The organism is Pseudotabrizicola sp. L79 (assembly GCF_036553525.1).
Lineage (GTDB): Bacteria > Pseudomonadota > Alphaproteobacteria > Rhodobacterales > Rhodobacteraceae > Pseudotabrizicola.
This window is the reverse complement of the sequence record NZ_JAZHDA010000053.1, coordinates 126,284-151,004: the sequence shown is the minus strand read 5'-3', so window position 1 is coordinate 151,004 and position 24,721 is coordinate 126,284. Positions and strand designations below refer to the sequence as shown.

Below are 24,721 nucleotides of genomic sequence, written 5' to 3'. Positions count from 1 at the left end.
CCCCGTTATTCGCCACGCGGAAAGCGTTTCGACTCCTCCAGCACATTCAGATCCATGTGGTTGCGCATATAGCGTTCCGACGCGGCGCGCAGGGGTTGATAATCCCAGGGGAAATAGGCGCCGTTGCGCAGTGCCTCATAGACCACCCACCGCCGTGCCTGACTTTGCCGAACCTCGGCATCAAAGGCGGGCAAATCCCAACGGGCATCGGCGGCTTTGCGGAAATAGGCCAGAATTTCAGCAGCGCGGGGGTCGCCCACCATGTTCCGGCTCTCGCCCGGATCAGAGGCCAGATCGAACAACAATTCGGGGTCGGCAGGGCAACGAATGTATTTCCACGCCCCTTCGCGCAGGCCCACCATCGGCGTGATCGTGCCCTCGGCGGCATATTCCATCGCCACCATCGGGCGCTTGCCGCCAGCGGCAAGGGGCAGGATGTTGACGCCATCGGTCCAGGGCGCAACCTCGCCCAGATCGACACCCGCAAGGGCCGCCAGCGTGGGGGTGACATCAATGGTCGACACCGGATCGGTGATCAGCGCCGGGTCATAGCCGGGGGCCGAGATCATCAGCGGCACGCGGGCCGAGCCTTCAAAGAAATTCATCTTGAACCACAAACCGCGCTCGCCCAACATATCGCCATGGTCCGACACAAAGATCACGACGGCCTCTTGCCGCGTCGCCTCCAACACCGCGAAAATCTCGCCGACCTTGTCGTCGATGTAAGAGATATTGGCGAAATAGCCCTGCCGTGCGCGGCGGATATGGTCATCGGTGATGTCAAAGTTGCGCCAGTCGCAGGCATCCATCAGCCGTTGGGAATGCGGATCCTGATCCGCATAGGCGATGGCGGCGGGCGGTTCCACTTCGGGCGCGCCGTCATACAGATCCCAGTATTTGCGCCGCGCAACATAGGGGTCATGCGGGTGGGTAAAGCTGACCGTCAGGCACCACGGGCGCTGATCTGCCCCCCGCGACAGATCATACAGTTTCTGCACCGCCTGAAAGGCCACGTCATCGTCATATTCCAACTGGTTGGTGATCTCGGCCACGCCCGCGCCGGTGACCGACCCAAGGTTGTGATACCACCAGTCAATCCGCTCGCCGGGTTTGCGGTAATCGGGCGTCCAGCCGAAATCGGCGGGGTAGATGTCGGTGGTCAGGCGTTCTTCGAACCCATGCATCTGGTCGGGGCCGACGAAATGCATCTTGCCCGACAGCGCCGTCAGATAGCCTGCACGGCGCAGGTGGTGGGCATAGGTGGGAATGTCGGATGCGAATTCGGCGGCATTGTCATACACGCGTGTGCGGCGCGGCAATTGCCCCGACATGAACGAGGCCCGCGCCGGCGCACACAGCGGCGACCCGGTATAGCAGTTCTGAAAGCGCAGCGAATGGTCGGCCAGCCGCCGCAGGTTGGGCGCATGCAGGAATTCGGCAGGGCCATCGGGAAACAACGTTCCGTTCAACTGGTCCACCATGATGATCAGAATATTCGGGCGGTCGGTCATCGGTCTTGTCTCCTGCTGTGCGTGGCGCGAGGCTGCGCCGTCGCCCCGACCGCGTCTTTCCCCCAAACGACAGCGCCCGTCCAGATACGGCATGCCGGAGCCTTCGCATGAAAGTGGTTACGGAATTCGAAAGAAATCTGGTTGAATTTGAGGATATGGCCATCGTGATGCCCGATGGCACCCGTTTGTCGGCCCGTGTCTGGATGCCCGAGGATGCTGCCGTGCGGCCGGTTCCGGCGGTGCTGGAATATATCCCCTATCGCAAGCGCGACGGCACCCTGCCGCGGGATGAACGGATGCACCCCTATGTCGCGGGGCACGGTTATGCCTGTCTGCGTGTCGATATGCGCGGCAATGGCGATAGCCAAGGGTTGATGGAGGACGAATACACCCCGCAGGAATTGCAAGACGCCTGTGACGTGATCGCATGGATCGCGGCGCAGGACTGGTGCACGGGTCATGTGGGGATGATGGGCAAAAGCTGGGGGGGCTTTAACTGCCTGCAAACCGCGTTTCTTCAGCCCCCGGCGCTAAGGGCCGTGCTGTCGGTCTGTTCCACCACAGACCGCTTTGCCGATGACATCCATTTCAAGGGCGGTTGCCTGATGGGCGAGAATTTCGGCTGGGGGGCGGTGATGCTGTCATATTCCAGCCGCCCCGCCGATCCCGCCCTGCGGCTCGACTGGCGCGAAGACTGGCTGCGGCGGCTGGAAAATCTGCGTTTTCTGGCCCCCCGCTGGGCCGGGCATCAGGCGCGCGATGCCTATTGGCAACATGGGTCGATCTGCCAGGATTATGCGCGTGTGCAGGTGCCGGTGCTGTCGTTTGGCGGTTGGGCCGATGGCTATATGAACACGGTCGATGCCTTGGTGCGCAATGTGGGGGCCAAGGGGATTGTGGGGCCTTGGGTGCATCAATACCCGCATACGGCGGTGCCGGGGCCTGCGATCGGCTTTTTGCAGGTGGCCATCCGCTGGTGGGACCGCTGGCTGAAAGGCATCGACAACGGTGCCGATGCAGACCCGGCCTATCGGGTCTGGATGATGCATTCCGCCCCGCCCGATGCCTGCGCCAAAGACAGGCCGGGGCATTGGGTGGCCGAGACCGAGTGGCCCAGCAACCGGGTAACGGTCACGCCCCTGCATCTGGGGGCGGCCATGGGGGCGTCTGGCCCCCAAGGGCAGTTGCGGCCGGAACATGGTCCGGATTTTGCGCTTACGATCGCCAGCCCCCAGCATCTGGGGCTGGCGGCGGGTGAGTATTTTCCGATGGGTCTGAATGCCGAAATGCCGGGGGATCAGGCGGCAGATGATGCCCTGTCGTTGTGTTTCGACGGTAAGGTGCAGAAGACCCCGCTTGATCTGCTGGGGGCCGCGCGCCTGCATCTGCGGCTGGCCTCGGACAAGCCCCTGGCCTTTGTGGTGGCGCGGCTGTGCGATGTGGCCCCCGACGGCTCCTCGGTGCGCATCGCCCATGGGATGCTGAACCTGTGCCACCGCACCAGCCGCAGCACGCCGGCGCAGATGGTGCCGGGGCAGGTGGTCGATGTGGCCCTGACCCTGGACCAGATGGCCTATCGGCTGGCAGCGGGGCATCACTTGCGGCTGGCCTTGTCCACCAGCTATTGGCCGTTCCTCTGGCCCTCGCCCGAAGCGGCGGTGCTGACAGTGACAGGGGGGCATCTGTTGCTGCCCGTGCATCAGGGCGACAGCCCCGGCTGGCAGCCGCCTGCGCCCGAGGCCGCGCCCGAATGGCGGCATCGGGTGATCCGCGCGGGCCAAAGCCGACGCTGGGTTGAACAGGATCTGATCACGGGCCGCCGGGCTCTGATGGTGCACGATGATCTGGGTGACCAGGAAAACCTGACCCATGGCCTGTGCACCGGGGAAACGATGTCAGAGCGTTGGGAGATCGCCCCCGATGATCCGCAAAGCGCCGTTGCCATCCATGATTGGGAACAGCGGTTGTCGCGCGGGGACTGGTCGGTGCGCACCGTCGTTTCGGCCCGGATGACGGCCACGGCCACCCATTTGGTGCATGAGGCGCGCTTGACCGCCTGGGAAAATGGCACCGAGGTTTTTGACCGTGTATTTCACGAGGAGGTGCCGCGCCTATGGGTCTGAACGCGGCCCCCAATTCGGCCGCTCGACAGAAAAAGGTTTGCCCGCTGCCTGCGATGCGGGTTATTGATTGCGTAATCAACAAAAACACCAAGAACGACAACAGGGAGACGATCTATGTCTGAACAACTCGACCGCTTTGTGGCTGCGGCCAAAGCTGGCAAGATGAACCGCCGCGAATTTGTGGGCGGCACCACGGCGCTTGGCCTGTCGGCCGGGCTGGCCTCGGCGCTGTATGGCAAGGCTGCTCAGGCGCAGGCCAAAAAGGGCGGCCTCTTGCGGGCAGGGATGCAGGGCGGCGAATCCACCAATTCGCTTGATCCGGCGCTGGCCGCATCAGAAGTGCCCTTTGCCATCAACATGACCTGGGGAGAAATGCTGGTCGATGTGGGGGCCACGGGCGAAATTCAGTATCGCTTGGCCGAAGAAGTCAGCGCCAATGCCGATGCGACCGAGTGGAAATTCAAGATGCGCCAAGGCGTTGAATTCCACAACGGCAAGACTGTGACGGCCGAGGATGTGATCGCCACGCTGAAGCGCCACACCGATGAAAAGTCGCAATCGGGGGCCTTGGGCATTGTGCAGGGCATCACCGACATGTCGGCCGATGGCGATATGGTCACGCTGAAACTGGCTGCGGGCAATGCCGACCTGCCGTTCCTGATGGCCGATTACCACCTGATCATTCAGCCGAATGGGGGCGTGGACAATCCAACCGAAGGCGTGGGCGCAGGCCCCTACAAGGTGGTGGTGAACGAGCCGGGCGTGCGTCACGGCTTTGAGAAATTCGCCAATTACTGGGATACCGAAACCGGCCATGCCGACCAGGTGGAAATTCTGGTCATCAACGATGGCACCGCCCGCGCAGCCGCGCTGCAATCGGGCCAGGTGCATATGATGAACCGGGTTGATCCCAAGATTGCCCAGTTGATCGCGCGCGTGCCGGGGGTGCAGATCAAGAACGTGCCGGGCCGCGGGCATTACGTCTTTATCATGCATGTCGACAAGGCCCCGTTCGACAATGCCGATCTGCGGATGGCGCTGAAACTGGCGATCAACCGCGGCGAAATGGTCGAAAAGATCCTTGGCGGTCTGGGGTCGGTCGGCAATGACTTCCCGATCAACTCGGCCTATCCGCTGTTTGACGACACCATCCCGCAGCGTGAATATGATGCGGCGGCAGCGGCTGAATACTACAAGAAATCGGGTCATGATGGCTCGCCCATCATTCTGCGCACCGCCCAAGGTGCCTTCCCCGGCGCAGTCGAGGCGGCACAGCTGTTCCAGCAAACCGCACAGGCTGCCGGTATCCCGCTGGAAATCCAGCGCGAGCCGGATGACGGCTATTGGTCGAATGTCTGGAACGTTCAGCCGTTCTGCGCCAGCTATTGGGGCGGGCGTCCGGTGCAGGATCAGATGTATTCCACCGCTTATCTGTCAACGGCGGAATGGAACGACACCAAGTTCAAGAACGCCAAGTTTGACGAACTGCTGATCGCGGCCCGCGCGGAACTGGATGCGCCAAAGCGCAAGGCGATGTATTCGGAAATGGCCCATATCGTGCGCGACGAAGGCGGGCTGATCCTGCCGATGTTCAACGATTTCGTTGATGGCGTGCGCGATGACGTGGCGGGCTGGGAAGCCGACCCGAATGGCGAGCTGATGAACGGCAAGGCGCTGTCGCGCTGCTGGTTGGCATAAGGGCTGGCTGCGTGCATCCGATCGTAACTCTGGTGGTCCAGCGCCTTGCGCTGGGCTGCCTTCTCCTCCTTGCGGTCTCGGCGGTCATCTTTCTGGGCGTCGAGGCCTTGCCGGGTGATACCGCACAGGCCATTCTGGGCCAGTCGGCAACACCGCAGGCCCTTGCAAACCTCCGCGCCGAGATGGGCCTCGATCAGCCGGCGCTGACCCGATATTTCGCCTGGCTGGGCGGCATCTTCACCGGCGATCTTGGCACGTCGCTGACCAACAAGACCGACATCGCCGCGGCCATCGGCCAACGCCTGGGCAACACGCTGTTCCTGGCGTTCTGGGCGGCGGTGATCTCGGTTCCCTTGGCCATTCTCTTGGGCCTGATCGCGGCGCGCTATAACGGGCGCTGGCCCGACAAGGTGATCTCTGGCGTTACGCTGTCAACGATTTCGCTGCCCGAATTCGTGGTGGGCTATATCGTGCTGTATTTCCTTGCGGTGAAGTGGCAGCTTTTCCCCTCGGTCGCCATGGTCTTTCCCGGCATGGGCATCATCGAGCGGCTGAATGCCGTGATCTTGCCGGTGATCGTTCTGGTGCTGGTCGTGCTGGCCCATATGATGCGGATGACCCGTGCGGCCATCCTGAACGTCATGCAATCGGCCTATATCGAAACGGCCGAGTTGAAGGGCCTGTCGCCCATGGCGGTGATCTGGCGCCACGCCTTTCCCAATGCCATCGCACCGGTGGTGAATGTGGTCATGCTGAACCTGGCCTATCTGGTGGTGGGCGTGGTCGTGGTCGAGGTGGTCTTTGTCTATCCCGGTATGGGGCAATATCTGGTGGACCATGTCACCAAGCGTGACCTGCCGGTGGTGCAAGCCGTGGGTCTTGTCTTTGCCGCCGTCTATATTGGGCTGAACATCATGGCTGACGTGATCTCTATCCTTGCCAATCCAAGATTGAGGCACCCGAAATGAGGATGCCATTTTCCGCAATGCTGGGCCTTGTGCTGACAGGGGCCTTTTTCATCGGGGCGCTTCTGGCGAATGTGATCGCGCCCTATGGCGTGGGCGAAGTCGTCGGGGGCGTCTGGGATCCGGTCTCGGCCGACCATTGGTTTGGCACCGATGCCATCGGCCGCGACATGCTGACCCGGATGATCTACGGCGGGCGCACGACGATCTTTGTCGCCTCGGCCGCCACGATCCTGTCGTTTGTCACGGGCTCGGTTTTGGGCTTTACCGCCGCTGTCTTGGGGGGCTGGGCTGATCAGGTGCTGTCGCGTCTGGTCGATCTGGCGATGTCGATCCCGTCGCTGATCCTTGCGCTGGTGATCCTGTCGGTGACGCCGGTCACGATTCCGGTGTTGATCGTGGTGATCGGTCTGCTGGATGCCACCCGCGTCTTCCGCCTGTCACGCGCCGTGGCTGCCGATATCGTGGTGATGGATTATGTCGAGGCCGCGCGCCTGCGGGGCGAAGGCTGGGGCTGGATCATCTTCCGCGAAATCCTGCCCAATGCCCTGTCGCCCTTGGTGGCGGAGCTGGGCCTGCGCTTCATCTTTGCGGTCTTGTTCATCTCGACCCTGTCGTTCCTGGGCCTTGGCGTGCAACCGCCGATGGCCGATTGGGGCGGCATCGTCAAAGAAAACTCGGCTGGTCTGGTCTATGGCATCCCCGCCGCACTGATCCCCGCCTTTGCCATCGCGGCATTGGCGATTTCGGTCAATCTGGTGGCCGATTGGGTGCTAAGCCGCACAACCAGCCTGAAGGGCGGGCGTGGATAAGTCTGGCCACGGCTTGGCGTGGTGACACTGGCCGGGGGGCAGCTCCCCGGCCCCCCTTGCGATAGTTGGGCCAGAAGAAAGGCCAAAGGAGACAGGCGATGAGTGACGCGCTTTTAGAGATCACGGGCCTGCGGATCGAGGCGACCGCCTATCCGCCGGGCGAGCCGCCGAAAGATGTCGTGCTGGTTGATGACGTGTCGCTTGCCTTGCAAAAAGGCAAAGTGCTGGGGCTGATCGGCGAATCCGGCGCGGGGAAATCGACCATTGGCCTGTCGTCCATGGCCTATGGCCGGGGCGGGGTGCGGTTGACGGGCGGGGTGATCCGGCTGAACGGCCGCGACATCCGGCTTGCCGGGCCATCGGCACTGCGGGCACTGCGGGGGCGCGAAGTGACCTATGTCGCGCAATCGGCGGCTGCGGCCTTCAATCCGGCGATCCGGCTGATGGATCAGGTGATCGAAACCAGCCTTGCCCATGGCGTGATGAGCCGGGCCGAAGCCGAAGAGCGCGCGGTGATGCTGTTTGGCAAGCTGGGCCTGCCCAAGCCTGAAACCTTTGGCAGCCGCTATCCGCATCAGGTGTCTGGCGGGCAGTTGCAGCGCGCAATGACAGCCATGGCCCTGTGCCCCAAGCCCGATCTTGTGATCTTTGACGAGCCGACGACGGCACTGGATGTGACAACCCAGATCGATGTGCTGGCCGCGATCAAGGATGCGATCCATGATACCGGGGTGGCGGCGCTGTATATCACCCATGACCTTGCCGTGGTGGCGCAGGTTGCCGATGATATCCTTGTGCTGCGATCCGGCAAAAAGGTGGAATACGGCGACACCGGGCAGATCATCCATCGCCCTGTCCAGGCCTATACTCAGGCGCTGGTCTCTGTGCGCTCGATCGACCATCAGGAAAAGCCGCAGGCCGACCCCATCCTGACGGTGCAGAACGTCACGGCGCGCTATCGGGGCACGAATTTCGACGTGCTGAAGAATGTGAATGTCGATGTGGCGCCGGGCCAGACCCTGGCCATCGTGGGCGAGAGTGGGTCGGGAAAATCAACCCTGGCACGGGTGATCACCGGTCTGTTGCCGCCCGCGCAGGGGCAGATCACCTTTTCGGGGCGCACGCTGACCGCCGATCAACGCGCGCGCAGCCGCGATGACCTGCGCGAAGTGCAGATGATCTATCAGATGGCCGATACCGCCATGAACCCGCGCCAGACCGTGGGCACCATCATCGGCCGCCCCCTTGAATTCTACTTTGGCCTGAAAGGTGCGGCCAAACAAAAGCGGATTCAGGAACTGCTGGATCAGATCGAAATGGGCGAAGGCTATGCCGATCGCTATCCGGCGGAATTGTCGGGCGGGCAAAAGCAGCGTGTCTGCATCGCCCGCGCCTTGGCGGCCAAGCCCAAGCTGATCATCTGCGATGAGGTGACCTCGGCCCTTGATCCGCTGGTGGCCGATGGCATCCTGAGGCTGTTGCTGAACCTGCAAGCCAAGGAAAATGTGGCCTATCTGTTCATCACCCATGATCTGGCCACGGTCAAAGCCATCGCCGACAAGATCGCGGTCATGTATCGCGGTCAGGTGGTGCGCTATGGGCAGAAATCCGATGTTCTGGCCCCGCCCTTTGATGATTATACCGATCTGTTGCTGTCATCCGTGCCCGAAATGGAACTGGGCTGGCTGGAAAAGGTGATCCGCCATCGCAAGATGGAAAGCGCCGATAACTGACGTCATCTGTTCATAAACAACCCCGCCACGGGCATCCGCGGCTTGGGCGGGGCAGGAGTGTGCCATGAGCCGGAAACTGCTGTTGATCATTCTTGACGGGGTGCCCTATCGCAACTGGCGCCGTCTGTTCGGCAATCTGGAAGGCTGGGTCCAGAATGGCGATGCGCGGGTCTGGCGGATGCGCTCGGTTCTGCCGTCCACCAGCGCGTCATGCTATGCCTCGATCCACACCGGCGTGCCCCCGCAGGTGCATCATGTCTGGGGCAATGAGGCCGTGCGCAAGCTGGACCTGCCCGATATCTTTTCCGAATGTGCGCGCGCCGGCAAACGCACCGGCGCGGTGACCCACAGCTTCTGGTCTGAATTCTTTCAGCGCGCGCCTTTCGATCTGGTGCGCGACATCGAATATGACGAAGAGGCCGGGCCGATCCACCATGGCCGGTTCCACACCATGACGGGCTATGGCAACATCAACCAGATGACGCCATCAGATGTCGATCTCTTTGCCACCCTGACCCGGTTGGCCGAGGTGAAGGGCATTGATTACGGTATCTTGCACACCTGCACGCTGGACAGCATGGGCCACCGTTTCTACCACGATTGCGAAGAAATGGATAACGCCTGCTATATGATGGATGCGATGCTGGCCCCCTTTGTGCAGCGCTGGCGCGATCAGGGCTATGAGGTGATCGTCACCGCCGACCACGGGCAAGACGCACGCGGCCATCACGGCGGCACGGGCGAGTTGCAGCAGGAGTTCGCCTTTTACTATTTCGGTGACAGCCCGATGCCGCCACCAGACGAGGTGCTGGGCCAGTTGGCGCTGGCACCGTCGATCCTGACGCGATTGGGGGTGCCGGTGCCCGCATCCATGCGGGCAAAGCCGTTCTTTCAGCCGTGATGTCAGGGGGGCTTTGCCCCCCGCCTTCGGCTCCCCCCAGGATATTTATGAACAGATGAAAGCTGGGGTCACGAGGCATAGGCCGATGCGGTTTCGTCCAAGAGGGCCTTGATTTCGCGCAGGTGGTCTTCGGCAAAGCCGGGATAGGCCTCCCATTCCTGTGCGGTCTTTTCCGCGATGGCATCGGGCAGGTGGCGCAGGGGCTGGCCGGTTTGCAGTGCGCGGATATAGGTTTCAGCGGCCCGTTCGAAGTAATAGAGGCGATTGAAGGTTTCTGCGACCGTGCGACCGATGATCAGCACGCCATGGTTGCCCATGACCATGGTGGTGATCTTCGGATCGGCCAGAAGTTGCACGCAGCGGGCGGCTTCTTCTTCAAACGCCATGCCGCCATAGTGGTCATCCACCACGACCCGGTTGTGAAACATCGCCGTGTTCTGATCGATCGAGGGCAAGCGCGAATCTGCCAGGCTGGCCAGAACCGTGGCGTGAATGGAATGCACATGCATGGCGCAGCGGGCATGGGGGCAGGCGCGGTGCAGGCTGCCATGCAGGCCCCAGGCGGTTGGATCGGGCGCATCGGGGCGGTTCATCGTTTCGGGGTCATTGGCGTCGATCTCGACCAGACTGCTGGCCGTGATCCGCGCAAAATGGCGCCCGCGCGGGTTGATCAGAAAACGGCTGCCACTGTCATTGACGGCCAGACTGAAATGGTTGGCCACAGCCTCATGCAGGTTCAGTTTCGCCGCCCACTGAAAGGCGGCGGCCATGTCGGTGCGTTCGGCCCAATGGGTGATGTTCAGATGATCTTTCATGGCGCGTCTCCAAAGGGCCAGATGCGGTTGGCAAAGGCGGTGATGGTGCGGGTGATGCGGTCAAAGCTGGCGGCGGCGCGCGGCACCGAATGGCGCGCCCGCAGATATCCGTGAACCAGCCCCGGTTCGGTGATGGCCCAGGCCAGCCCCCCGGCGGCCCGCACCTTGGCCGCATAGGCCGGAGCATCATCGGCCAGCGGGTCACATTCGGCAGCCACCACAAGGGTCGGCGGCAGGCCGCTGAAATCCCCGGCCGCCAAAGGGGTGGCGCTGGGGTCGGGCTGGTCGGGCACAGTTCCGCCGTGGCGGATCGCGGCATAAAATTCCATATCCGCAGCCGTCAGCAGGGGCGCATGGGCATGGGTCACATAGCTGCCCCCTGTGTGATCGCGCGCCAGTGCGGGGTAGATCAGAACCTGCCCCAGCACCGGCTTGCGGCCCCGCAACGCATGGGCCAAAGCCGCCGCAATGGTGCCGCCGGCGCTGTCGCCCACCAGAACCAAGGGCCCCGGCAGGGCCAGGGCGACGGCCAGAGCGTCGTCAAAGGCGGCGGGGTGGGGGTGTTCGGGGCACAGCCGGTAATCAACCGCCACCACACCAAAGCCGGTGGCCGCGCGAATTTCGGCGCAGATATCGTCATGGCTGTCCAGCCCACCCACGACAAAGCCACCGCCATGGAAATAAAGCACCGTCGGGTCTGCCCCGGCATAGAACCGGCAGGGCACCTGCGCAATCGCCCCATCACGGGCCGTCACCCCCGGCGGGCGGCCTGCATGAAACCGCGCGCACATCGCATCATAAATGCGGCGCTGATCGGCAATGGTCAGGCTGGCCGTATCGGACGGATAGGCGGCTTCGGTTGCCCGAATAAAGTCCCAGGTCTTGGCGTCGATAAGGCTTTGGTAATCCGGGTTTGCCATGCTGCCCCTGCACCCTGTGCGCGTTGATCAAAGGATCGTGCCTTGCAGGGGCAGAGTGGCCCTCTGCCAGGCGTTAGGCAAGGGGGGGAACGGGGCAAGCGCAATCTGCGCAACGGTGTTGGGGTAGGGAATGGAACTGCTGCGGCTGAGTGGTCCCGGCCAGCCTGAAAGCCGGCCTTGCTTTTCGGCGCTTTTGGCCACCCGGGATGGCCCGCTGGGCCAGACGGCGCGGCGTCTGGTGCATCAGGGGGCTGATCTTGATGTCATTGACGAACTTTACGCCTGTCTGACGATGATTGGCGACGATCCACGGGCCTGCGATCTGGTGGTGGTGGATTGCGATGGCTTTGACGGTTTGGCCGCCGTGCGCCGCGCCTTTGGGCGCCTTGGGCCGGATGAACGGCGCGCCCCGGTGATTCTGCTGTCGATGCATTGCGCCGAACAGGTCTTTCCGCAGCAGCGGATGGATCCTGTGCTGCTTCGGGCCCCGCTTAGCCGCGTGGCGTTGCGGCTGGCGCTTGAAATACGCCTGCCTGCCCTGTTTTCGGCCAAAGGCTGGTAGCGGGCTTGGGTGGTTCAGGTGGGGATAGGTTCAGGCGGACGCTGTCACAAATCGGGCCATGTCAAAGGCCGGGTCAAAGGAAAACGGGCACTTGCGCATGGCAAATGCCCGTTTCAAATGAACTGCGCCGAAACGGCAGGTGGATCAGGCCAGTGCCAGATTGGTGGCCGATTCACGACCATCACGGCCTGCTTCGATGTCAAACGTCACCGGCTGGCCGTCTTTCAGGCTGGTCAGGCCAGCACGCTGCAAAGCGGTGATGTGGACGAAAACGTCCTTTTTGCCGCCTTCCGGGGCGATAAAGCCGAAGCCTTTGGTTTCATTGAACCATTTCACGGTGCCCTTGGCCATCGTGAAGTCTCCTCTAGAATTGCCGCCCGCGGAAGTGCGACGGCCCGGCGCAGTCAGCTGATAGTCGATTGCTGTGGCCGAAGTCGGAGACAGTGGTCGAATTAGATAACGTCGCCCCCAGAATATGCCGCAATACCCCTAGAAAATCAAGAGAAAAGGCAATTCTTTGCCGCCTGCCACAGGTGACAGGCCCTGCGAACGGCGGTTCAGGCCGACTGTGATTGGCGCGCCGGGGCCGCGGCCTGACGTGGGGCAAGGGCAAGGCCAAGGCCGATGGCAAAGAAGGCAAGGCCAACCCCGCACCAGATGCCCAAGGCCATCAGAACGCTTGCATCAATCAGGATCATCGACCCGATGGCCGAGGCAAAGCCCAGTAACCCGCCTGCAAGGATGAAGATTGCCGCCATAAGAACTCTCCTGCTCTGGTCCCTACCTTTGCCAGACACTTGGGCGCAAATGTGGCAATAGAGCGGATTCAAACGGGAAAGGGTTTCCAAACGGTCAACGCGGGCGCGGTTCCTGCAGCAATAGCCACAAAGCGACGACAGTCAGGCCCAATCCGGCGCTGACAACCAGCGGGGGTGCTTCGCGACCCAAGGCCAGCTCCCACAGAATCACCCAGCTTGGCGTCAGATAGGTATAGGCCATCACTTTCGACGCGGGCAGGCGCAGGCTGGCGTATTGCACCAGAACAAAGGTGATCGCACTGGCGACCACGGCGATATAGGCCAGGGTCCACCACACGATTGCGGGCAGGGCAGCCCAATCGGTGGCCAGCACCGCCGGCCCGGCCCAAAGGGTCAGCAAGCCAAATCCCGCCAGCATGGTGCCAAAGGTAAAGGCGATGGCGCTTTCCCCCCGGTTCAGCCGCCGCACCATGGGCGTATAAAGCGCATGTGCGACGCAGCCCCAGAAATAGATCGCCTCACCCCGGCCCAGCTGAAACCCGGTCAGCGCCGCCCAATCGCCGCGAAAGATCACCCAAAGCGCGCCACTTGCCCCAAGCGCCAGGGCCACAGCCATGCGCAGTGTCAGGCCCTGGCGCAGCAGCACCCAGCCAAAGCCCGCCGACATCACCGGCGTCAGGGTAAAAACGGCCGCCGTTGCCACAGCCGGGGCGGTTTTCAGCCCCTCGAACATCAGGACGAAATAGGCGGCCATCAACGCCCCCAACACGCCATAGCGCCAGGGTGCCGCCCACATGCGTCGGGTCAGCCCGCCGCTCAGCCCCGCGGCGATCCCCACCAGCAGGGCCGCGATCAAGAACCGCAATGTCGTCAGCGCCGCCGCATCGACAAAGGGCGCGGCCACCGACCCAAGGCTGAACGACCCGGCGACAAGGGCCGAAAAGCCCAGCATCGCCAGATGGCCCCGCTGCGGCTGGGTCAGGGTCATGTCAGAGGGGCCAGCTTTTCACGGCTTCGCGCAGGTGCTGAACAAAGGCCTGCACCTTGCGGGTGCGGTGCAAATCGACATGCGTTACCAGCCACAAAGGGGCCTCCCACTCTGGGCGCGGCGGCATCACTTCGATCAGATCGGGGTCGGCATCGGCCTTGTAGGTTGACATGAACCCGATCCCCACACCCCGGCGCAGCGCTTCGTCCAGCGCGGCAGGCTCGGTGCAGCGAAAGCTGATCTGCTCGGGCGGCACCGTCGCGGTCAGCCACCGATAGAACGGGGCGCGCGTTGCTTCATTATCCACGCTGATGAACTGATGGCGGTCAAACTCGGCGTCACTTTGGGGCAGGCCGTTGCGATCCACATAGCTGCGCGCGGCATAAAGCCCGGTGCGGATGCGCGCCAGGGGCTGCACCACATTGTCGGGCTCTTCCGGCGCGGCCCCGGCCCGGATCGCCACATGCGCCTCGCCATAATCCAGCCGAAACACCCGCATATCGGTCAGAAACCGCACCATCACCCCCGGATAGGCCTGCTGAAAGCTGGCCAGAACCGGTGTCAGCAATCCCGAAATCCCGGCGATCGCGGTGATGACCAATTCCCCCGTCACCGCCTCGCCCTGGCCCTTGATCCGGCTGGCAAGCTGCGCGAACTGCTCCTCGGTGGTCTGCGCCACCGACAACAGATCCCGCCCCGACTCGGTCGGGGTATAGCCGCGCGCATGGCGCTGAAACAGCTTGGTGCCCAGGGCCTTTTCCAGCGCGTCAATATGCCGGATCACCGTCGCATGATGCACCCCCAACACCTCGGCCGCACCCGAGACCGTGCCCATCCGGGCCACCTGAAAGGCTGTGCGGATCTCATCCCAGTTGGGTTGTTGCATTATGGAATGCCTCTTTTTCAAAACCCGGCGTGCGGGGGTTTCCGCCTTTGCCGACAGACTAGTGGCAAGCCCATGGAATGCAACGCGAAAGGCCGCAGCTTCCATCGGGGCGCTTGGCCCCCATCATGGTGCTGCGGCAAGGCGCCGGTTCGAGGCCATCGAAAAAAACGGCGGGCATCTTCGGCGCCAGATAACCGGCAGGAGGCTTTTCAGAGCGATTTCGCGGGCCAGATCCTCCCATCCTTCACTGCGCCGTGAGTATGGCGCACCCCCGACGCTGCCCCCAGACAGGCCAAGCAGGCCTGCTTGAAACATCGGGTCCAGTCTCTCGAAGCCGGGGGCGGGGAGGGGGCAAAAAGTGGCGCAGACTCACGAAGTTTCACCGAAATGTGCTGTGCGTATTCGCACAGACATGATCCTAAATTTCTGAATTACAAAGAAAAAATTTCTGCACCATCTAGGGATCACGACGGCCAAAACTAAAAACGGGATTGGCCGACAGAACAAGACACCGCGTCCGTTAAAGGCGCACCGAACCGCAAGATGAAAAGGACTATCTCATGCGTAACTTTGCAATCTCCGCCCTCGTTCTCGCCGCTGCTCTGTCGGGCGGCGCTGCCATGGCCCAGTCGGTTTCTCCGGGGGTGGCGCAACTGGCGGCCATCGCCGGCGTCTCGTCCGAGGGCTTCACTCAGGCCCAACTGACCCGTCTGATCAATGCACAGCGCGATGGCGACCAAGAACAAATCAACTTCATCCTTTCGCAGCAGTCATCTGGCGTCAGCCGGTCCGACATGGGCGGCACCAGCGCCGGTGCGGCACAGCTGGCAAACAGCCTCGGTGTCGAACCCGGCCGCTACACGCTGGATGAGTTGCTGCGTCTGGACCGCGCCATGCGGGATGATGACACGGCAACCATCAGCTTCATCGTCTCGGGCGAGGCCCGCAAGCACTCCAGCGTATCGGGCAGCACTGCCGGTGGGCAGCAGCTGGCAGCCGCTCTGGGTGTCAACGCCGCTGATTACAGCTTGGCCGAACTCACCTCGCTCTATGCGGCACAGATCGACAACGACTGATCAGCCTCTCCCCAGCTCCCGGCAAAGCCCGTCAGACCCTGCGTCTGGCGGGCTTTCGCTTGCAAATGGCCTTTATTCCTTGACTCCGGCACCCAAGACGCATATCCGCCAGTTCAAATTCCCCGGAGGCACAGGCTTCCGGTCCCTTGGGCTTATCCCGGGATCGCCATCTGCCAGCGCGTTGCGCCCGCAGGTGCCCTTCCGCTTTGCCCTTGGCCCTATCCGCTGCCGCCCCCATATCGGGGCAACCCGTAAGTCAGGAGTGACGCGCATGTTTGAAAGCCTCTCAGAACGCCTTGGCGGTGTCTTTGACCGCCTGACCAAGCAAGGCGCCCTGTCCGAGGCTGATGTGACCGCCGCCCTGCGTGAAGTGCGCGTCGCCTTGCTTGAGGCCGACGTGTCGCTGCCCGTGGCGCGCGATTTCATCAAGCGCGTGCAGGACAAGGCCACCGGGGTCGCAGTGACCAAATCGGTCACGCCGGGCCAGATGGTCGTCAAATTCGTCCATGACGAACTGGTGCGGTTTCTGGCGGGTGACGGCCCGGCCGATGCGCTGAAAATCGACAACCCGCCCGCAGCCATCCTGATGGTTGGTCTGCAAGGCTCGGGGAAAACCACGACCACCGCCAAGCTGGCCAAGCGTCTGAAAGACCGCAATGGCAAGCGCGTGCTGATGGCCAGCCTTGACACCAACCGCCCCGCCGCGATGGAGCAGTTGGCCATTCTTGGCGGCCAGATCGGCGTCGATACCCTGCCCATCGTCAAGGGCGAAACCGCCCCGCAAATCGCCAAGCGCGCCAAGACGCAGGCCAGCATGGGCGGCTATGACGTGCTGTTCCTCGATACCGCAGGCCGCCTGCATATCGACGAAGTGCTGATGGATGAGGTGCAGGCCGTCCGTGACATTGCCCAACCGCGCGAAACCCTGCTGGTCGTCGATGGCCTGACCGGGCAAGACGCGGTGAATGTGGCCAGCGAATTTGACGGCAAGGTGGGCATTTCCGGCGTTGTCCTGACCCGGATGGACGGCGATGGCCGGGGCGGTGCCGCCCTGTCGATGCGCGCCGTGACGGGCAAGCCGATCCGCTTTGTCGGCCTTGGCGAAAAGATGGATGCGCTTGAGACCTTTGAGGCCGAGCGCGTCGCAGGCCGCATCCTTGGCATGGGCGATATCGTTGCCCTTGTCGAAAAGGCGCAAGAGACGTTTGAGGCCGAACAGGCCGAACGCATGGCCCGCCGCTTCTCCAAGGGTCTGTTCAACATGAACGACCTGAAGATGCAGCTGGAACAGATGATGAAGATGGGCGGCATGCAGGGCCTGATGGGCATGCTGCCGGGCATGGGCAAGATGGCCAAGGCCGCCGAAGAGGCCGGGTTTGACGATCGCATGCTGCGCCGCCAGATCGCGCTGATCAATTCGATGACCAAAAAGGAACGCGCCAACCCCGACATGCTGCAAGCCAGCCGCAAAAAGCGTATCGCCGCCGGGGCGGGGCTGGAAGTGGCCGAACTGAACCGCCTGCTGAAACAGCACAAGCAGATGGCCGATGTCATGAAGAAGATGGGCAAAGGCGGCGGCATGAAGCAGATGGTCAAGCAGATGATGGGCGGCAAACTGGGCGGCGGCGGCTTGCCCGACCCGTCCAAGATGTCCCCCGCCGAACTGGAAGCCGCCGCCAAAGGCATGCGCGAAGGCATGGGTGGAATGGGCGGCATGCCCGGCCTGCCGCGCGGCATGTCGCTGCCTTCGGGCCTGTCGGGGCTGATGAAGAAGAAATGAGTGCCGAGATGACCGACACCATCACCCGCGCCGCCGAACTGCTGAAACACCACCGCGAGTCGATCGACCGTCTGGACGCGATCCTCGTCTATACTTTGGCCGAACGCTTCAAGCACACGCAGTCTGTGGGCCGTCTCAAGGCCGAGCATGACCTGCCGCCCAGCGACCCCAGCCGCGAAGCCCGGCAGATCGAGCGTCTAGAATGGCTGTCGAAAGAGGCCGATCTGGACCCCGAGTTCGCCAAGAAATTCCTGACCTTCATCATCTCCGAAGTCATCAGGCATCACGAAAAACTACAGAAATAACCGGCACTTACCGCCGGTATCCGCCATCGTAAAAGGAGTATATGACATGGCAACCAAAATCCGTCTCGCCCGTGGTGGTTCGAAAAAGCGCCCGCATTATTCGATCGTTCTGTCCGACAGCCGCATGCCGCGCGATGGCCGTTTCCTGGAAAAGCTGGGCACCTATAACCCGATGCTGGCCAAGGATGACGAAAACCGCGTCAAGATGAACATCGACCGCGTCAAGGAACTGCTGGCCACCGGCGCCCAGCCGACCGACCGCGTGACCCGCTTCCTGGAAGCTGCGGGCGTGCTGGCCAAAAAGGTGCGCAACAACCCGAAATCGGCTGTTCCGGGCAAGCAGATGGCAGAACGCGCCGCCAAGAAAGCCGCGCGCGCTGCGGCCCCGGCCGAAGAATAATCCTCTGGTTGTTCAAATGCTTGGCGGTCCCCATGGGGGCCGCCTTTCTGCCCGGTTTCGGCCTTGTGCGCCGAACCGTGACACTTGGCCTTTGTGCCACCGCCTTTTGGGCCGGCATGCGTTTTGAACGCGCGCAAGCCCCTGACAGATGCCAGGATGCGGGTGGGCACGTTACTGTTTCGGGCTGTGAAAAGGGATCGCCGCCATGACTGGCTCTGACAGGATCTGCGTGGGCTCGGTTGCTGGCGCCTTTGGCGTGCAAGGCGAGGTCCGGCTCAAATCCTTTTGCTCTGACCCCGAGGCGATTGCGGCCTATGGCCCGCTGTTCACCGAAGATGGCAGCCGCAGTTTCACCGTGAAACTGACGCGCGGCGTGGCCGGGGGCCTTGCCGCCCGCCTGTCGGGCGTGACCACCAAGGAGCAGGCCGATGCCCTGCGCGGCACCGCCCTTTTCGCCGAACGCAGCCGCCTGCCACGCTTGCCCGATGATGAATTCTACCACACCGATCTGATCGGCCTTGCCGTGTTCGACACTGGCGGCCAACGCATTGGCGCGATCCGTGCCGTCCACAACCATGGCGCGGGCGATCTGCTGGAAATCGACGCCACAGGCCGCAAACAGCCCCTGCTGCTTCCCTTTACCATGGCCAATGTGCCCACGGTCGATCTGCACAGCGGCAAGGTGATCGCCGATCTGCCCGAAGGCCTTGACTAGGCCCGAAACCCGCGAAAATCGCCACCCGACTTGCCTTTTCGCGCCAAACCCCGTTTTCTGACCTGATCAGACGATGTGACAAGGGGCAGCGATGCAAAACCGCCTGCGGCTGTTGATGGGCGCCTCGGCGCTGCTGTATTTCGGCCCGCTTCTGGCCGGGCTGATCGGGCTGGGCTGGAACGCCGCCCCTGTCTTCATCGCCCTCTTCGCGCTGTGGCTGGTGGTGATGCGCCCCGCCCAATGGCCGCGCGACCTGTCGGATTGGACGGGCGAAACGGTGCTGGCCGCCATGGCCCAACTGGCCGTCAACACGCTGCTTGTCCTGATCCTCTTTGCCACCGGCCGGGGCCTTGGCGGGGTGGCGGGCTTTGTGCCCAATCTGCCCGCCGTCTTGCCCGTGGGGCTGGCCTTTCTGGCCACGCCGCTGTCGCGCCTGATCTGGAACCCGCAGCACGGCGATGCCACGCACCAGCTGATGCAAGATGCCTTGCGCCAGATCCACGACCCCGCCTTTCACCCGCTGACGGGCGGGCCGCGCGATGTCATGGTTGATACGCTGCTTGGCCTGCCCGAAGGCGCCGACCCCGACCTGACCGCACAGGCCCTTGATGCGGCCCTGCGCGGGCATCAGGGCGGTCTGCGGCTGTCCCTGCTGGAAGCGGCGCTGGAACATGCCCACCCGCCGCGTCTGGCCCTGCGTCAGGGGCTGATCCTCTGGGCCACCGACCCGGCCCGCACACCGGGCGGCGATCTGCACGGGGGCCCGGCCACCGCCTTTTCCTTGGCGGGCCTGCGCCCCGATCTTCTGGCCCTGTTTGCCACACGCGGGCTGGCGGCCCTGCATCAGACCCCCGCCTTGGCCGCAGATTTCCCGCAATCGCGCGATATCGAAATCACGATCGACGACAGCCAACCCCCACAGGTGCAGCAGGCCCTCGCGGCCCTGGCGCACCATATGAAACAGGCCGAGCAGGCCAGCCTTGGCGCCTGACATCCCCGTCTCTCCGCTCTGACCCGCGATTCCCTTTGCACCGCTGCCCCCCGCCCGCTAAACAGCGCGGCATGAGTGACACACCCGAAATGCCAGCCAAACCGGCGAAATCGCATGGCCGCCTGTCCATCCGGCCCACGCTGCAACCGCGTGATCTGATGGGCGGCCCGCCGCCTGTGCGCGGTGCTTGGGTGGCACGGATCATCACCCTGTTTCCCGATGCCTTTCCCGGCGTTCTGGGCCAGTCGCTGACCGGCAAGGCGCTGGATCTGGGCCGCTGGCGGCTGGAAACCACCGATCTGCGCCCCTTTGGCATCGGCAAGCACCGCAATGTCGATGACACGCCCGCCGGTGGCGGCGCGGGCATGGTGTTGCGCGCCGATGTGGTCGATGCCGCCCTGTCACAGGCCATGGCAGGCGTCACCCAACCGCGCGCGCAGTGGCCGCTGATCTATCTGTCGCCGCGCGGGCGGCGGTTTGATCAGGCCATGGCCCGGCGCTTTGCCGCTTGTGATGGGCTGACCATGCTCTGCGGGCGGTTCGAAGGTGTCGATCAGCGCGTTCTCGATCATTGGCAGATCGAGGAAGTCAGTCTGGGCGATTTCGTTCTGACGGGCGGTGAAATTGCGGCGCAGGCCATGCTTGACGCCACGGTGCGCCTGTTGCCCGGTGTGCTGGGCAATGCCGAAAGCATCGCCGAGGAAAGCCATTCCCACGGCCTGCTGGAACACCCCCAATATACCAAACCCCCGGTCTGGCAGGGGCATGAGATTCCGCCCGTCCTGCTGTCGGGCAACCATGCCGAAATCGCCAAATGGCGCCGCGCCCAGTCCGAGGCCCTGACCGCCGACCGCCGCCCCGATCTCTGGCAAACGCATCGCAAAGGCTAAGCCTGCGGTGCCCCCGTAGGCCGGGCTTCAGCCCGTCTCCCTTGCCCCCCGCCGCCACTTCCGAACAAATTTCGAATTCGCGGTGCCAACCCATTGATTTCCTTTGCGCTATGCCCCGTCTCTGTCAGAGTCACCGCAAGAACGCCTCTTGACCGCACCTAAACCATCCCCTAAAGCCCGCTGGTCCGGGGCAGTCTTGCCCATCGGGCCCGATTCCCATTGCCCGCGCCGGTTTCTTCCCCGGCCATCACGGGGCATCGGGGCGGCATCAAAAGGAACGCAGGCCTGACCTCTGGCGGGCTCATCCACGGATGGGAACCCGATCGAAGACCAAGAGCTCTCTGGCGGCATCACCTCTGCGGAAACCACCGCAGGCAGAACGGAGTAAAAGGCGCATGAACCTCATCGCCCAGATCGAAGCCGAGCAGATTGCTGCGCTCGGCAAGTCCATCCCGGACTTCAAGGCAGGCGACACCATCCGTGTCGGCTATAAAGTGACCGAAGGCACCCGCTCGCGCGTGCAGAACTACGAAGGCGTCTGCATCAGCCGCCGCGGTGGCGCCACCATCGCCGCCTCGTTCACCGTCCGCAAGATTTCGTTCGGCGAAGGCGTGGAACGTGTGTTCCCGCTCTACTCGACCAACATCGACTCGATCGAAGTGGTCCGTCGCGGCCGCGTCCGTCGCGCCAAGCTGTATTACCTGCGCACCCGTCGCGGTAAGTCGGCCCGTATCGCCGAGAACACCACCTACAAAGCCAAATCCGAATAAGAGGAGCCAGGAAGATGAAAGAGGGCATTCACCCCGATTATCACTTCATCGAAGTGAAGATGACCGACGGCTCCACCTACCGGACCCGCTCGACCTATGGCAAAGAAGGCGAGACGCTGGCGCTCGACATCGACCCGCTGGCCCACCCGGCATGGACCGGCCAGTCGGCCAAGCTGCTGGATACCGGCGGCCGTGTGTCGAAGTTCAAGAACAAATACGCCGGTCTGGGCTTCTAAGACCTGCACCAAGGTTGAAAAGGGCGCGCCATCTGGTGCGCCCTTTTTCATGCGCCCGCGTCTGCCACGGCCCCGCGTCGGCCCGTGGCCGTTGCAATCGCGGCCCCGAACAGAAACCCGCCCAGATGCAGGGTCCAGGCCACGGCGATGCCGCGCGACAGGAACCACAGGTTCAGCGCCACCAGGGCCGCACCCACCAGAGCCGGGATCACCCATCGCCCCAGCCACCCCGCCGCGTCGCGCGCACTCCACAGCCAGACGGCCCCGCCCAGCCCGTAAACCGCGCCCGAGGCCCCGAACATCGCCGCCCCATGCCGGGCTGTCAGCGCATAGACGCCAGCCGCCACCACCATCGCCCCGAAATACAGCGCCAGAAACCCGATCTGGCCAACCCGGCGGCAGGCATAAACCCCCAGCGGAACCAGCGGCAGCATGTTCCAGAGCAGATGTTCCCACCCGCTGTGCACGAACCCATGGGTGACAAACATCAGCACCGCACCGCCCGGATAGGCCTGGGCCCCCTGCCACAGAACCGGATTGAAAAACCACAGTTGATGCAGCCCAAAGGCAACATCGGGCCAGATCCCGGTCTGGGCGCCCGCAGACACTGCGCGCAAGGCCTGCATCCACAGCAGATGCACGAAAACCGTGGCCGCAATCACCACAGTCACCGCCAGATAGCGCCCGCCCTCTCGTTTCATCGCCTGATTTCCCCTACGATCCCTGCACAAGGGGGCTTCCCTCTGCCGCGTTCCCTTGCCAATAGAGGGGACAAAGACCCCTGCCGACAAGGTAGGGCATCAAGGAACCGGGGCCATGGCGCATATCATCGTTGTTGGAAACGAAAAGGGTGGATCAGGGAAATCGACCACCTGCATGCATGTGGCAACGGCCCTGTCGCGGCTGGGCTTTCGCGTGGGTGCGCTGGATCTGGACCTGCGCCAGAAAAGCTTTGGCCGCTATATCGAAAACCGCTGGGCCTATCTGGCCCGTAACGGGCTGAATTTGCCAACCCCCGATTACCGCGATCTGCCCGAGATTGACCCGGCCAGCCTGCAACCGGGCGAAAACCCTTATGATGCGCGGTTGTCGGCGGCCGTGGCGGCGCTTGATCCGGTGTCTGATTTCGTGATCATCGATTGCCCCGGCAGCCATACCCGGCTGTCACAGGTGGCGCACAGCCTTGCCGATACGCTGATCACGCCGCTGAATGACAGCTTTGTCGATTTTGACCTGCTGGCCCGCATCGACCCCGAGACGAACAAGGTCAAAGGCCCGTCGATCTATGCCGAAATGGTGTGGAATGCGCGCCAGTTGCGGGCGCAGGCGGGGCTAAAGCCGATTGACTGGATCGTGCTGCGCAACCGCATGGGCGCGCAACAGATGCACAACAAACGCAAGGTCGGCGCGGCGCTTGAGGATTTGTCCCGCCGCATCGGCTTTCGCGTCGCCCCCGGTTTTTCCGAGCGTGTGATCTTTCGCGAACTTTTCCCGCGCGGGATCACGCTGCTGGATCTGAAAGATACCGGCGTCGATCAGCTGAACATGTCAAACATCGCAGCCCGCCAAGAAGTGCGCGATCTGATGCACGAGTTGAATTTGCCCGGCGTCAAAGTGGACCTCTGACAAAAATCGTGCCTTGCACATCGCGCCGCGCCTCGCGGGTTTGCAGCCGCGTCAGCCGTAGGTCAAAGGCATCATCCACCGGCGCTTTGGGGGCAAACAGCCCAAACTTGGTCAACAGCGACATGAGTGCCGACATTTTGGCCTCCTTGTTTTATCACTTTGCCCCTTGGTGTCGGTGTGACGTGGCTATGCGGCGAAATCGGGGCAAGTCCGGGCCTGCTGCAAGGCATGCAGGAAACGCCGCGTTGCCAAATCCGCGACAACGGGCCTGATCGGCGCCGGGTCTAGATCTCTTGCAGGTCGGATCGCGGTTCTGCCGTGTCATCCGGCGCGGCGTCGTCGCGCAATTCGACCAACAGAAACCGCTCGAAATCATCCAGATCCACAGGGTCGAACTGGCCAAAGCCCTGCATCCAGACGCTGGCCTCTTTCAGCGCGTCAGGGTCCAGCTTGCACCAGATCACCCGGCCCCGCTTTTCACGGCTGATCAACCCTGCCTCGGCCAGCACGGTCAGATGCTTTGAAATCGCGGCAAGGCTCATCTCAAAGGGGGCGGCGACATCGGTCACGGCCATGTCGTCTTCCAGCAGCATCGACAAGATGGCCCGCCGCGTCGGATCGGCAAGCGCGGCAAAGACAGTGGAGAGGGGATCGCTCATGGCTGCTATCCTAGGCCAGATCGCGCGCGAATGGTCAACTGCGGGGTTAAGCATTTGGTGCCGCTTTTGCCGCTTGGGCCACAATCAACCAATCGGTTGAATAAAGAAAAGGGGCGAAAACGGGTGCGGCGGAATGGCCGCAGGGCAGGGGGCGAAAGTCAACGCACTGAATTCGCGTAATAATTCAGCCTTTCACGGGTTGTTGACTCGGGCGCCGTCAGGCATTAGCACCCCCTCAACCAACTTCATGGGACATATCCCCGTGTCTGACCCCGAATTGCCGCATGACAAGGCCCGCCTGCTGGACCTTGAGGCAAGGATCGCCAGGGCCAAAGGCACGCCGGAAGATGTCCATCACATGAAGAAAGACTATTCTCAGGCCAATCTGGCCTGGCGGATGGTGATAGAGCTGGTGGCCGGTCTGGTGATCGGTTTCGGCATCGGATACGGGCTGGATTCCCTGTTTGGAACCTTGCCGATCTTTCTGGTGCTGTTCATAGGGTTCGGCTTTGCCGCAGGGGTGAAAACCATGCTGCGCTCGGCCAAGGAAGTGCAAGATCGCTGGTCGGCCAAAGAGGCTGCCGAAGCAAAGGAAGATTGA

28 protein-coding genes are annotated in these 24,721 nt (G+C 62.9%); 18 read left to right on the top strand and 10 right to left on the bottom strand.

Translation table 11 applies throughout. The annotated features are described in order from the left end of the window. Nucleotides 1-5 precede the first annotated feature (5 nt). Complete coding sequence (gene betC, locus V3C85_RS15640; RefSeq protein WP_331796242.1) at nucleotides 6-1,511, bottom strand: choline-sulfatase; 1,506 nt, start codon at nucleotides 1,509-1,511, stop codon at nucleotides 6-8. Nucleotides 1,512-1,618: 107 nt separating this feature from the next. Here betC and V3C85_RS15635 point away from each other — a divergent pair, with 107 nt between their 5' ends. The 6 genes from V3C85_RS15635 (at nucleotide 1,619) to V3C85_RS15610 (ending at nucleotide 9,743) form a co-directional block, all read left to right on the top strand. After that, the gene (locus tag V3C85_RS15635; RefSeq protein WP_331796240.1) at nucleotides 1,619-3,634 is read left to right on the top strand and encodes a CocE/NonD family hydrolase; all 2,016 of its coding nucleotides are present in this window, start codon (nucleotides 1,619-1,621) and stop codon (nucleotides 3,632-3,634) included. A 114-nt stretch (nucleotides 3,635-3,748) separates the two neighbouring features. Continuing rightward, nucleotides 3,749-5,332 (top strand): ABC transporter substrate-binding protein, encoded by a 1,584-nt coding sequence (locus V3C85_RS15630; RefSeq protein ID WP_331796238.1) that lies wholly within the window; start codon nucleotides 3,749-3,751, stop codon nucleotides 5,330-5,332. Nucleotides 5,333-5,343: 11 nt separating this feature from the next. Continuing rightward, a complete protein-coding gene (locus tag V3C85_RS15625) occupies nucleotides 5,344-6,300 on the top strand; it encodes an ABC transporter permease (RefSeq protein ID WP_331796237.1) in 957 nt (318 codons plus the stop codon). After that, a complete protein-coding gene (locus V3C85_RS15620; protein ID WP_331796235.1) occupies nucleotides 6,297-7,109 on the top strand; it encodes an ABC transporter permease in 813 nt (270 codons plus the stop codon). Before V3C85_RS15625 ends, V3C85_RS15620 begins: the two co-directional genes overlap by 4 nt. Before the next feature lie 98 nt (nucleotides 7,110-7,207). Then, nucleotides 7,208-8,842 (top strand): ABC transporter ATP-binding protein, encoded by a 1,635-nt coding sequence (locus V3C85_RS15615; protein ID WP_331796234.1) that lies wholly within the window; start codon nucleotides 7,208-7,210, stop codon nucleotides 8,840-8,842. Between the two features lie 64 nt (nucleotides 8,843-8,906). Then, on the top strand, nucleotides 8,907-9,743 hold the full coding sequence (locus V3C85_RS15610; protein WP_331796233.1) for an alkaline phosphatase family protein: 837 nt from the start codon (nucleotides 8,907-8,909) through the stop codon (nucleotides 9,741-9,743). Nucleotides 9,744-9,811: 68 nt separating this feature from the next. Here the strand turns inward: V3C85_RS15610 and V3C85_RS15605 are convergent, their stop codons facing one another. Further along, nucleotides 9,812-10,558 (bottom strand): class II aldolase and adducin N-terminal domain-containing protein, encoded by a 747-nt coding sequence (locus tag V3C85_RS15605; RefSeq protein WP_331796232.1) that lies wholly within the window; start codon nucleotides 10,556-10,558, stop codon nucleotides 9,812-9,814. Beyond that, nucleotides 10,555-11,478 (bottom strand): alpha/beta hydrolase, encoded by a 924-nt coding sequence (locus tag V3C85_RS15600; protein WP_331796230.1) that lies wholly within the window; start codon nucleotides 11,476-11,478, stop codon nucleotides 10,555-10,557. Before V3C85_RS15600 ends, V3C85_RS15605 begins: the two co-directional genes overlap by 4 nt. A 130-nt stretch (nucleotides 11,479-11,608) precedes the next feature. On the opposite strand from V3C85_RS15600, the gene V3C85_RS15595 reads away from it, so the two are divergent. Continuing rightward, complete coding sequence (locus tag V3C85_RS15595; protein ID WP_331796229.1) at nucleotides 11,609-12,040, top strand: hypothetical protein; 432 nt, start codon at nucleotides 11,609-11,611, stop codon at nucleotides 12,038-12,040. 144 nt (nucleotides 12,041-12,184) lie between these two features. Here V3C85_RS15595 and V3C85_RS15590 read toward each other — a convergent pair whose 3' ends face one another. From V3C85_RS15590 to V3C85_RS15575, 4 genes are all read right to left on the bottom strand, one after another. Continuing rightward, nucleotides 12,185-12,391 carry a cold-shock protein gene (locus tag V3C85_RS15590; RefSeq protein WP_331796228.1) on the bottom strand — a complete coding sequence of 69 codons (207 nt, stop codon included), beginning with the start codon at nucleotides 12,389-12,391 and terminating at the stop codon, nucleotides 12,185-12,187. 206 nt (nucleotides 12,392-12,597) lie between these two features. Beyond that, nucleotides 12,598-12,798, bottom strand: a complete 201-nt coding sequence (locus V3C85_RS15585; RefSeq protein ID WP_331796227.1) for a hypothetical protein — start codon at nucleotides 12,796-12,798, stop codon at nucleotides 12,598-12,600. 94 nt (nucleotides 12,799-12,892) lie between these two features. Continuing rightward, entirely contained in the window at nucleotides 12,893-13,786 is an 894-nt protein-coding gene (locus V3C85_RS15580; protein WP_331796226.1) for a DMT family transporter, read from the bottom strand. 1 nt (nucleotide 13,787) lies between these two features. Next, nucleotides 13,788-14,672, bottom strand: coding sequence for a LysR family transcriptional regulator (locus V3C85_RS15575; RefSeq protein ID WP_331796225.1), 885 nt, complete (start codon nucleotides 14,670-14,672; stop codon nucleotides 13,788-13,790). 560 nt (nucleotides 14,673-15,232) lie between these two features. Here V3C85_RS15575 and V3C85_RS15570 point away from each other — a divergent pair. The 9 genes from V3C85_RS15570 (at nucleotide 15,233) to rpmE (ending at nucleotide 21,835) form a co-directional block, all read left to right on the top strand. Next, entirely contained in the window at nucleotides 15,233-15,748 is a 516-nt protein-coding gene (locus tag V3C85_RS15570; RefSeq protein ID WP_331796223.1) for a hypothetical protein, read from the top strand. Nucleotides 15,749-16,019: 271 nt separating this feature from the next. Continuing rightward, a complete protein-coding gene (ffh, locus tag V3C85_RS15565) occupies nucleotides 16,020-17,528 on the top strand; it encodes a signal recognition particle protein (protein ID WP_331796222.1) in 1,509 nt (502 codons plus the stop codon). 8 nt (nucleotides 17,529-17,536) lie between these two features. Further along, the gene (locus tag V3C85_RS15560) at nucleotides 17,537-17,833 is read left to right on the top strand and encodes a chorismate mutase (protein WP_331796220.1); all 297 of its coding nucleotides are present in this window, start codon (nucleotides 17,537-17,539) and stop codon (nucleotides 17,831-17,833) included. A gap of 46 nt (nucleotides 17,834-17,879) precedes the next feature. Then, the gene (rpsP, locus tag V3C85_RS15555; RefSeq protein WP_331796218.1) at nucleotides 17,880-18,233 is read left to right on the top strand and encodes a 30S ribosomal protein S16; all 354 of its coding nucleotides are present in this window, start codon (nucleotides 17,880-17,882) and stop codon (nucleotides 18,231-18,233) included. A gap of 205 nt (nucleotides 18,234-18,438) precedes the next feature. Further along, complete coding sequence (gene rimM / locus V3C85_RS15550) at nucleotides 18,439-18,948, top strand: ribosome maturation factor RimM (protein ID WP_331796217.1); 510 nt, start codon at nucleotides 18,439-18,441, stop codon at nucleotides 18,946-18,948. A 91-nt stretch (nucleotides 18,949-19,039) separates the two neighbouring features. Next, nucleotides 19,040-19,939 carry a hypothetical protein gene (locus V3C85_RS15545; protein ID WP_331796216.1) on the top strand — a complete coding sequence of 300 codons (900 nt, stop codon included), beginning with the start codon at nucleotides 19,040-19,042 and terminating at the stop codon, nucleotides 19,937-19,939. A gap of 71 nt (nucleotides 19,940-20,010) precedes the next feature. Next, on the top strand, nucleotides 20,011-20,829 hold the full coding sequence (trmD, locus tag V3C85_RS15540; RefSeq protein WP_331796215.1) for a tRNA (guanosine(37)-N1)-methyltransferase TrmD: 819 nt from the start codon (nucleotides 20,011-20,013) through the stop codon (nucleotides 20,827-20,829). Between the two features lie 395 nt (nucleotides 20,830-21,224). Then, entirely contained in the window at nucleotides 21,225-21,599 is a 375-nt protein-coding gene (rplS, locus tag V3C85_RS15535) for a 50S ribosomal protein L19 (protein WP_331796213.1), read from the top strand. Nucleotides 21,600-21,613: 14 nt separating this feature from the next. Beyond that, complete coding sequence (gene rpmE / locus V3C85_RS15530; protein ID WP_331796212.1) at nucleotides 21,614-21,835, top strand: 50S ribosomal protein L31; 222 nt, start codon at nucleotides 21,614-21,616, stop codon at nucleotides 21,833-21,835. 47 nt (nucleotides 21,836-21,882) lie between these two features. On the opposite strand, the gene V3C85_RS15525 is transcribed toward rpmE, so the two are convergent. After that, the gene (locus V3C85_RS15525; protein WP_331796211.1) at nucleotides 21,883-22,536 is read right to left on the bottom strand and encodes a rhomboid family intramembrane serine protease; all 654 of its coding nucleotides are present in this window, start codon (nucleotides 22,534-22,536) and stop codon (nucleotides 21,883-21,885) included. Nucleotides 22,537-22,651: 115 nt separating this feature from the next. On the opposite strand from V3C85_RS15525, the gene V3C85_RS15520 reads away from it, so the two are divergent. Continuing rightward, nucleotides 22,652-23,461: a division plane positioning ATPase MipZ gene (locus V3C85_RS15520; protein ID WP_331796210.1), complete on the top strand. Its 810-nt coding sequence runs from the start codon at nucleotides 22,652-22,654 to the stop codon at nucleotides 23,459-23,461. Here the strand turns inward: V3C85_RS15520 and V3C85_RS15515 are convergent. Together V3C85_RS15515 and V3C85_RS15510 are read right to left on the bottom strand one after the other, a co-directional pair. Then, nucleotides 23,445-23,597, bottom strand: coding sequence for a hypothetical protein (locus V3C85_RS15515; RefSeq protein ID WP_331796209.1), 153 nt, complete (start codon nucleotides 23,595-23,597; stop codon nucleotides 23,445-23,447). The two genes, V3C85_RS15520 and V3C85_RS15515, sit on opposite strands and share 17 nt — an antisense overlap. Nucleotides 23,598-23,745: 148 nt before the next feature. Further along, nucleotides 23,746-24,120, bottom strand: coding sequence for an ArsR/SmtB family transcription factor (locus V3C85_RS15510; RefSeq protein ID WP_331796208.1), 375 nt, complete (start codon nucleotides 24,118-24,120; stop codon nucleotides 23,746-23,748). A 247-nt stretch (nucleotides 24,121-24,367) separates the two neighbouring features. On the opposite strand from V3C85_RS15510, the gene V3C85_RS15505 reads away from it, so the two are divergent. After that, nucleotides 24,368-24,721, top strand: coding sequence for an AtpZ/AtpI family protein (locus V3C85_RS15505; protein WP_331796207.1), 354 nt, complete (start codon nucleotides 24,368-24,370; stop codon nucleotides 24,719-24,721).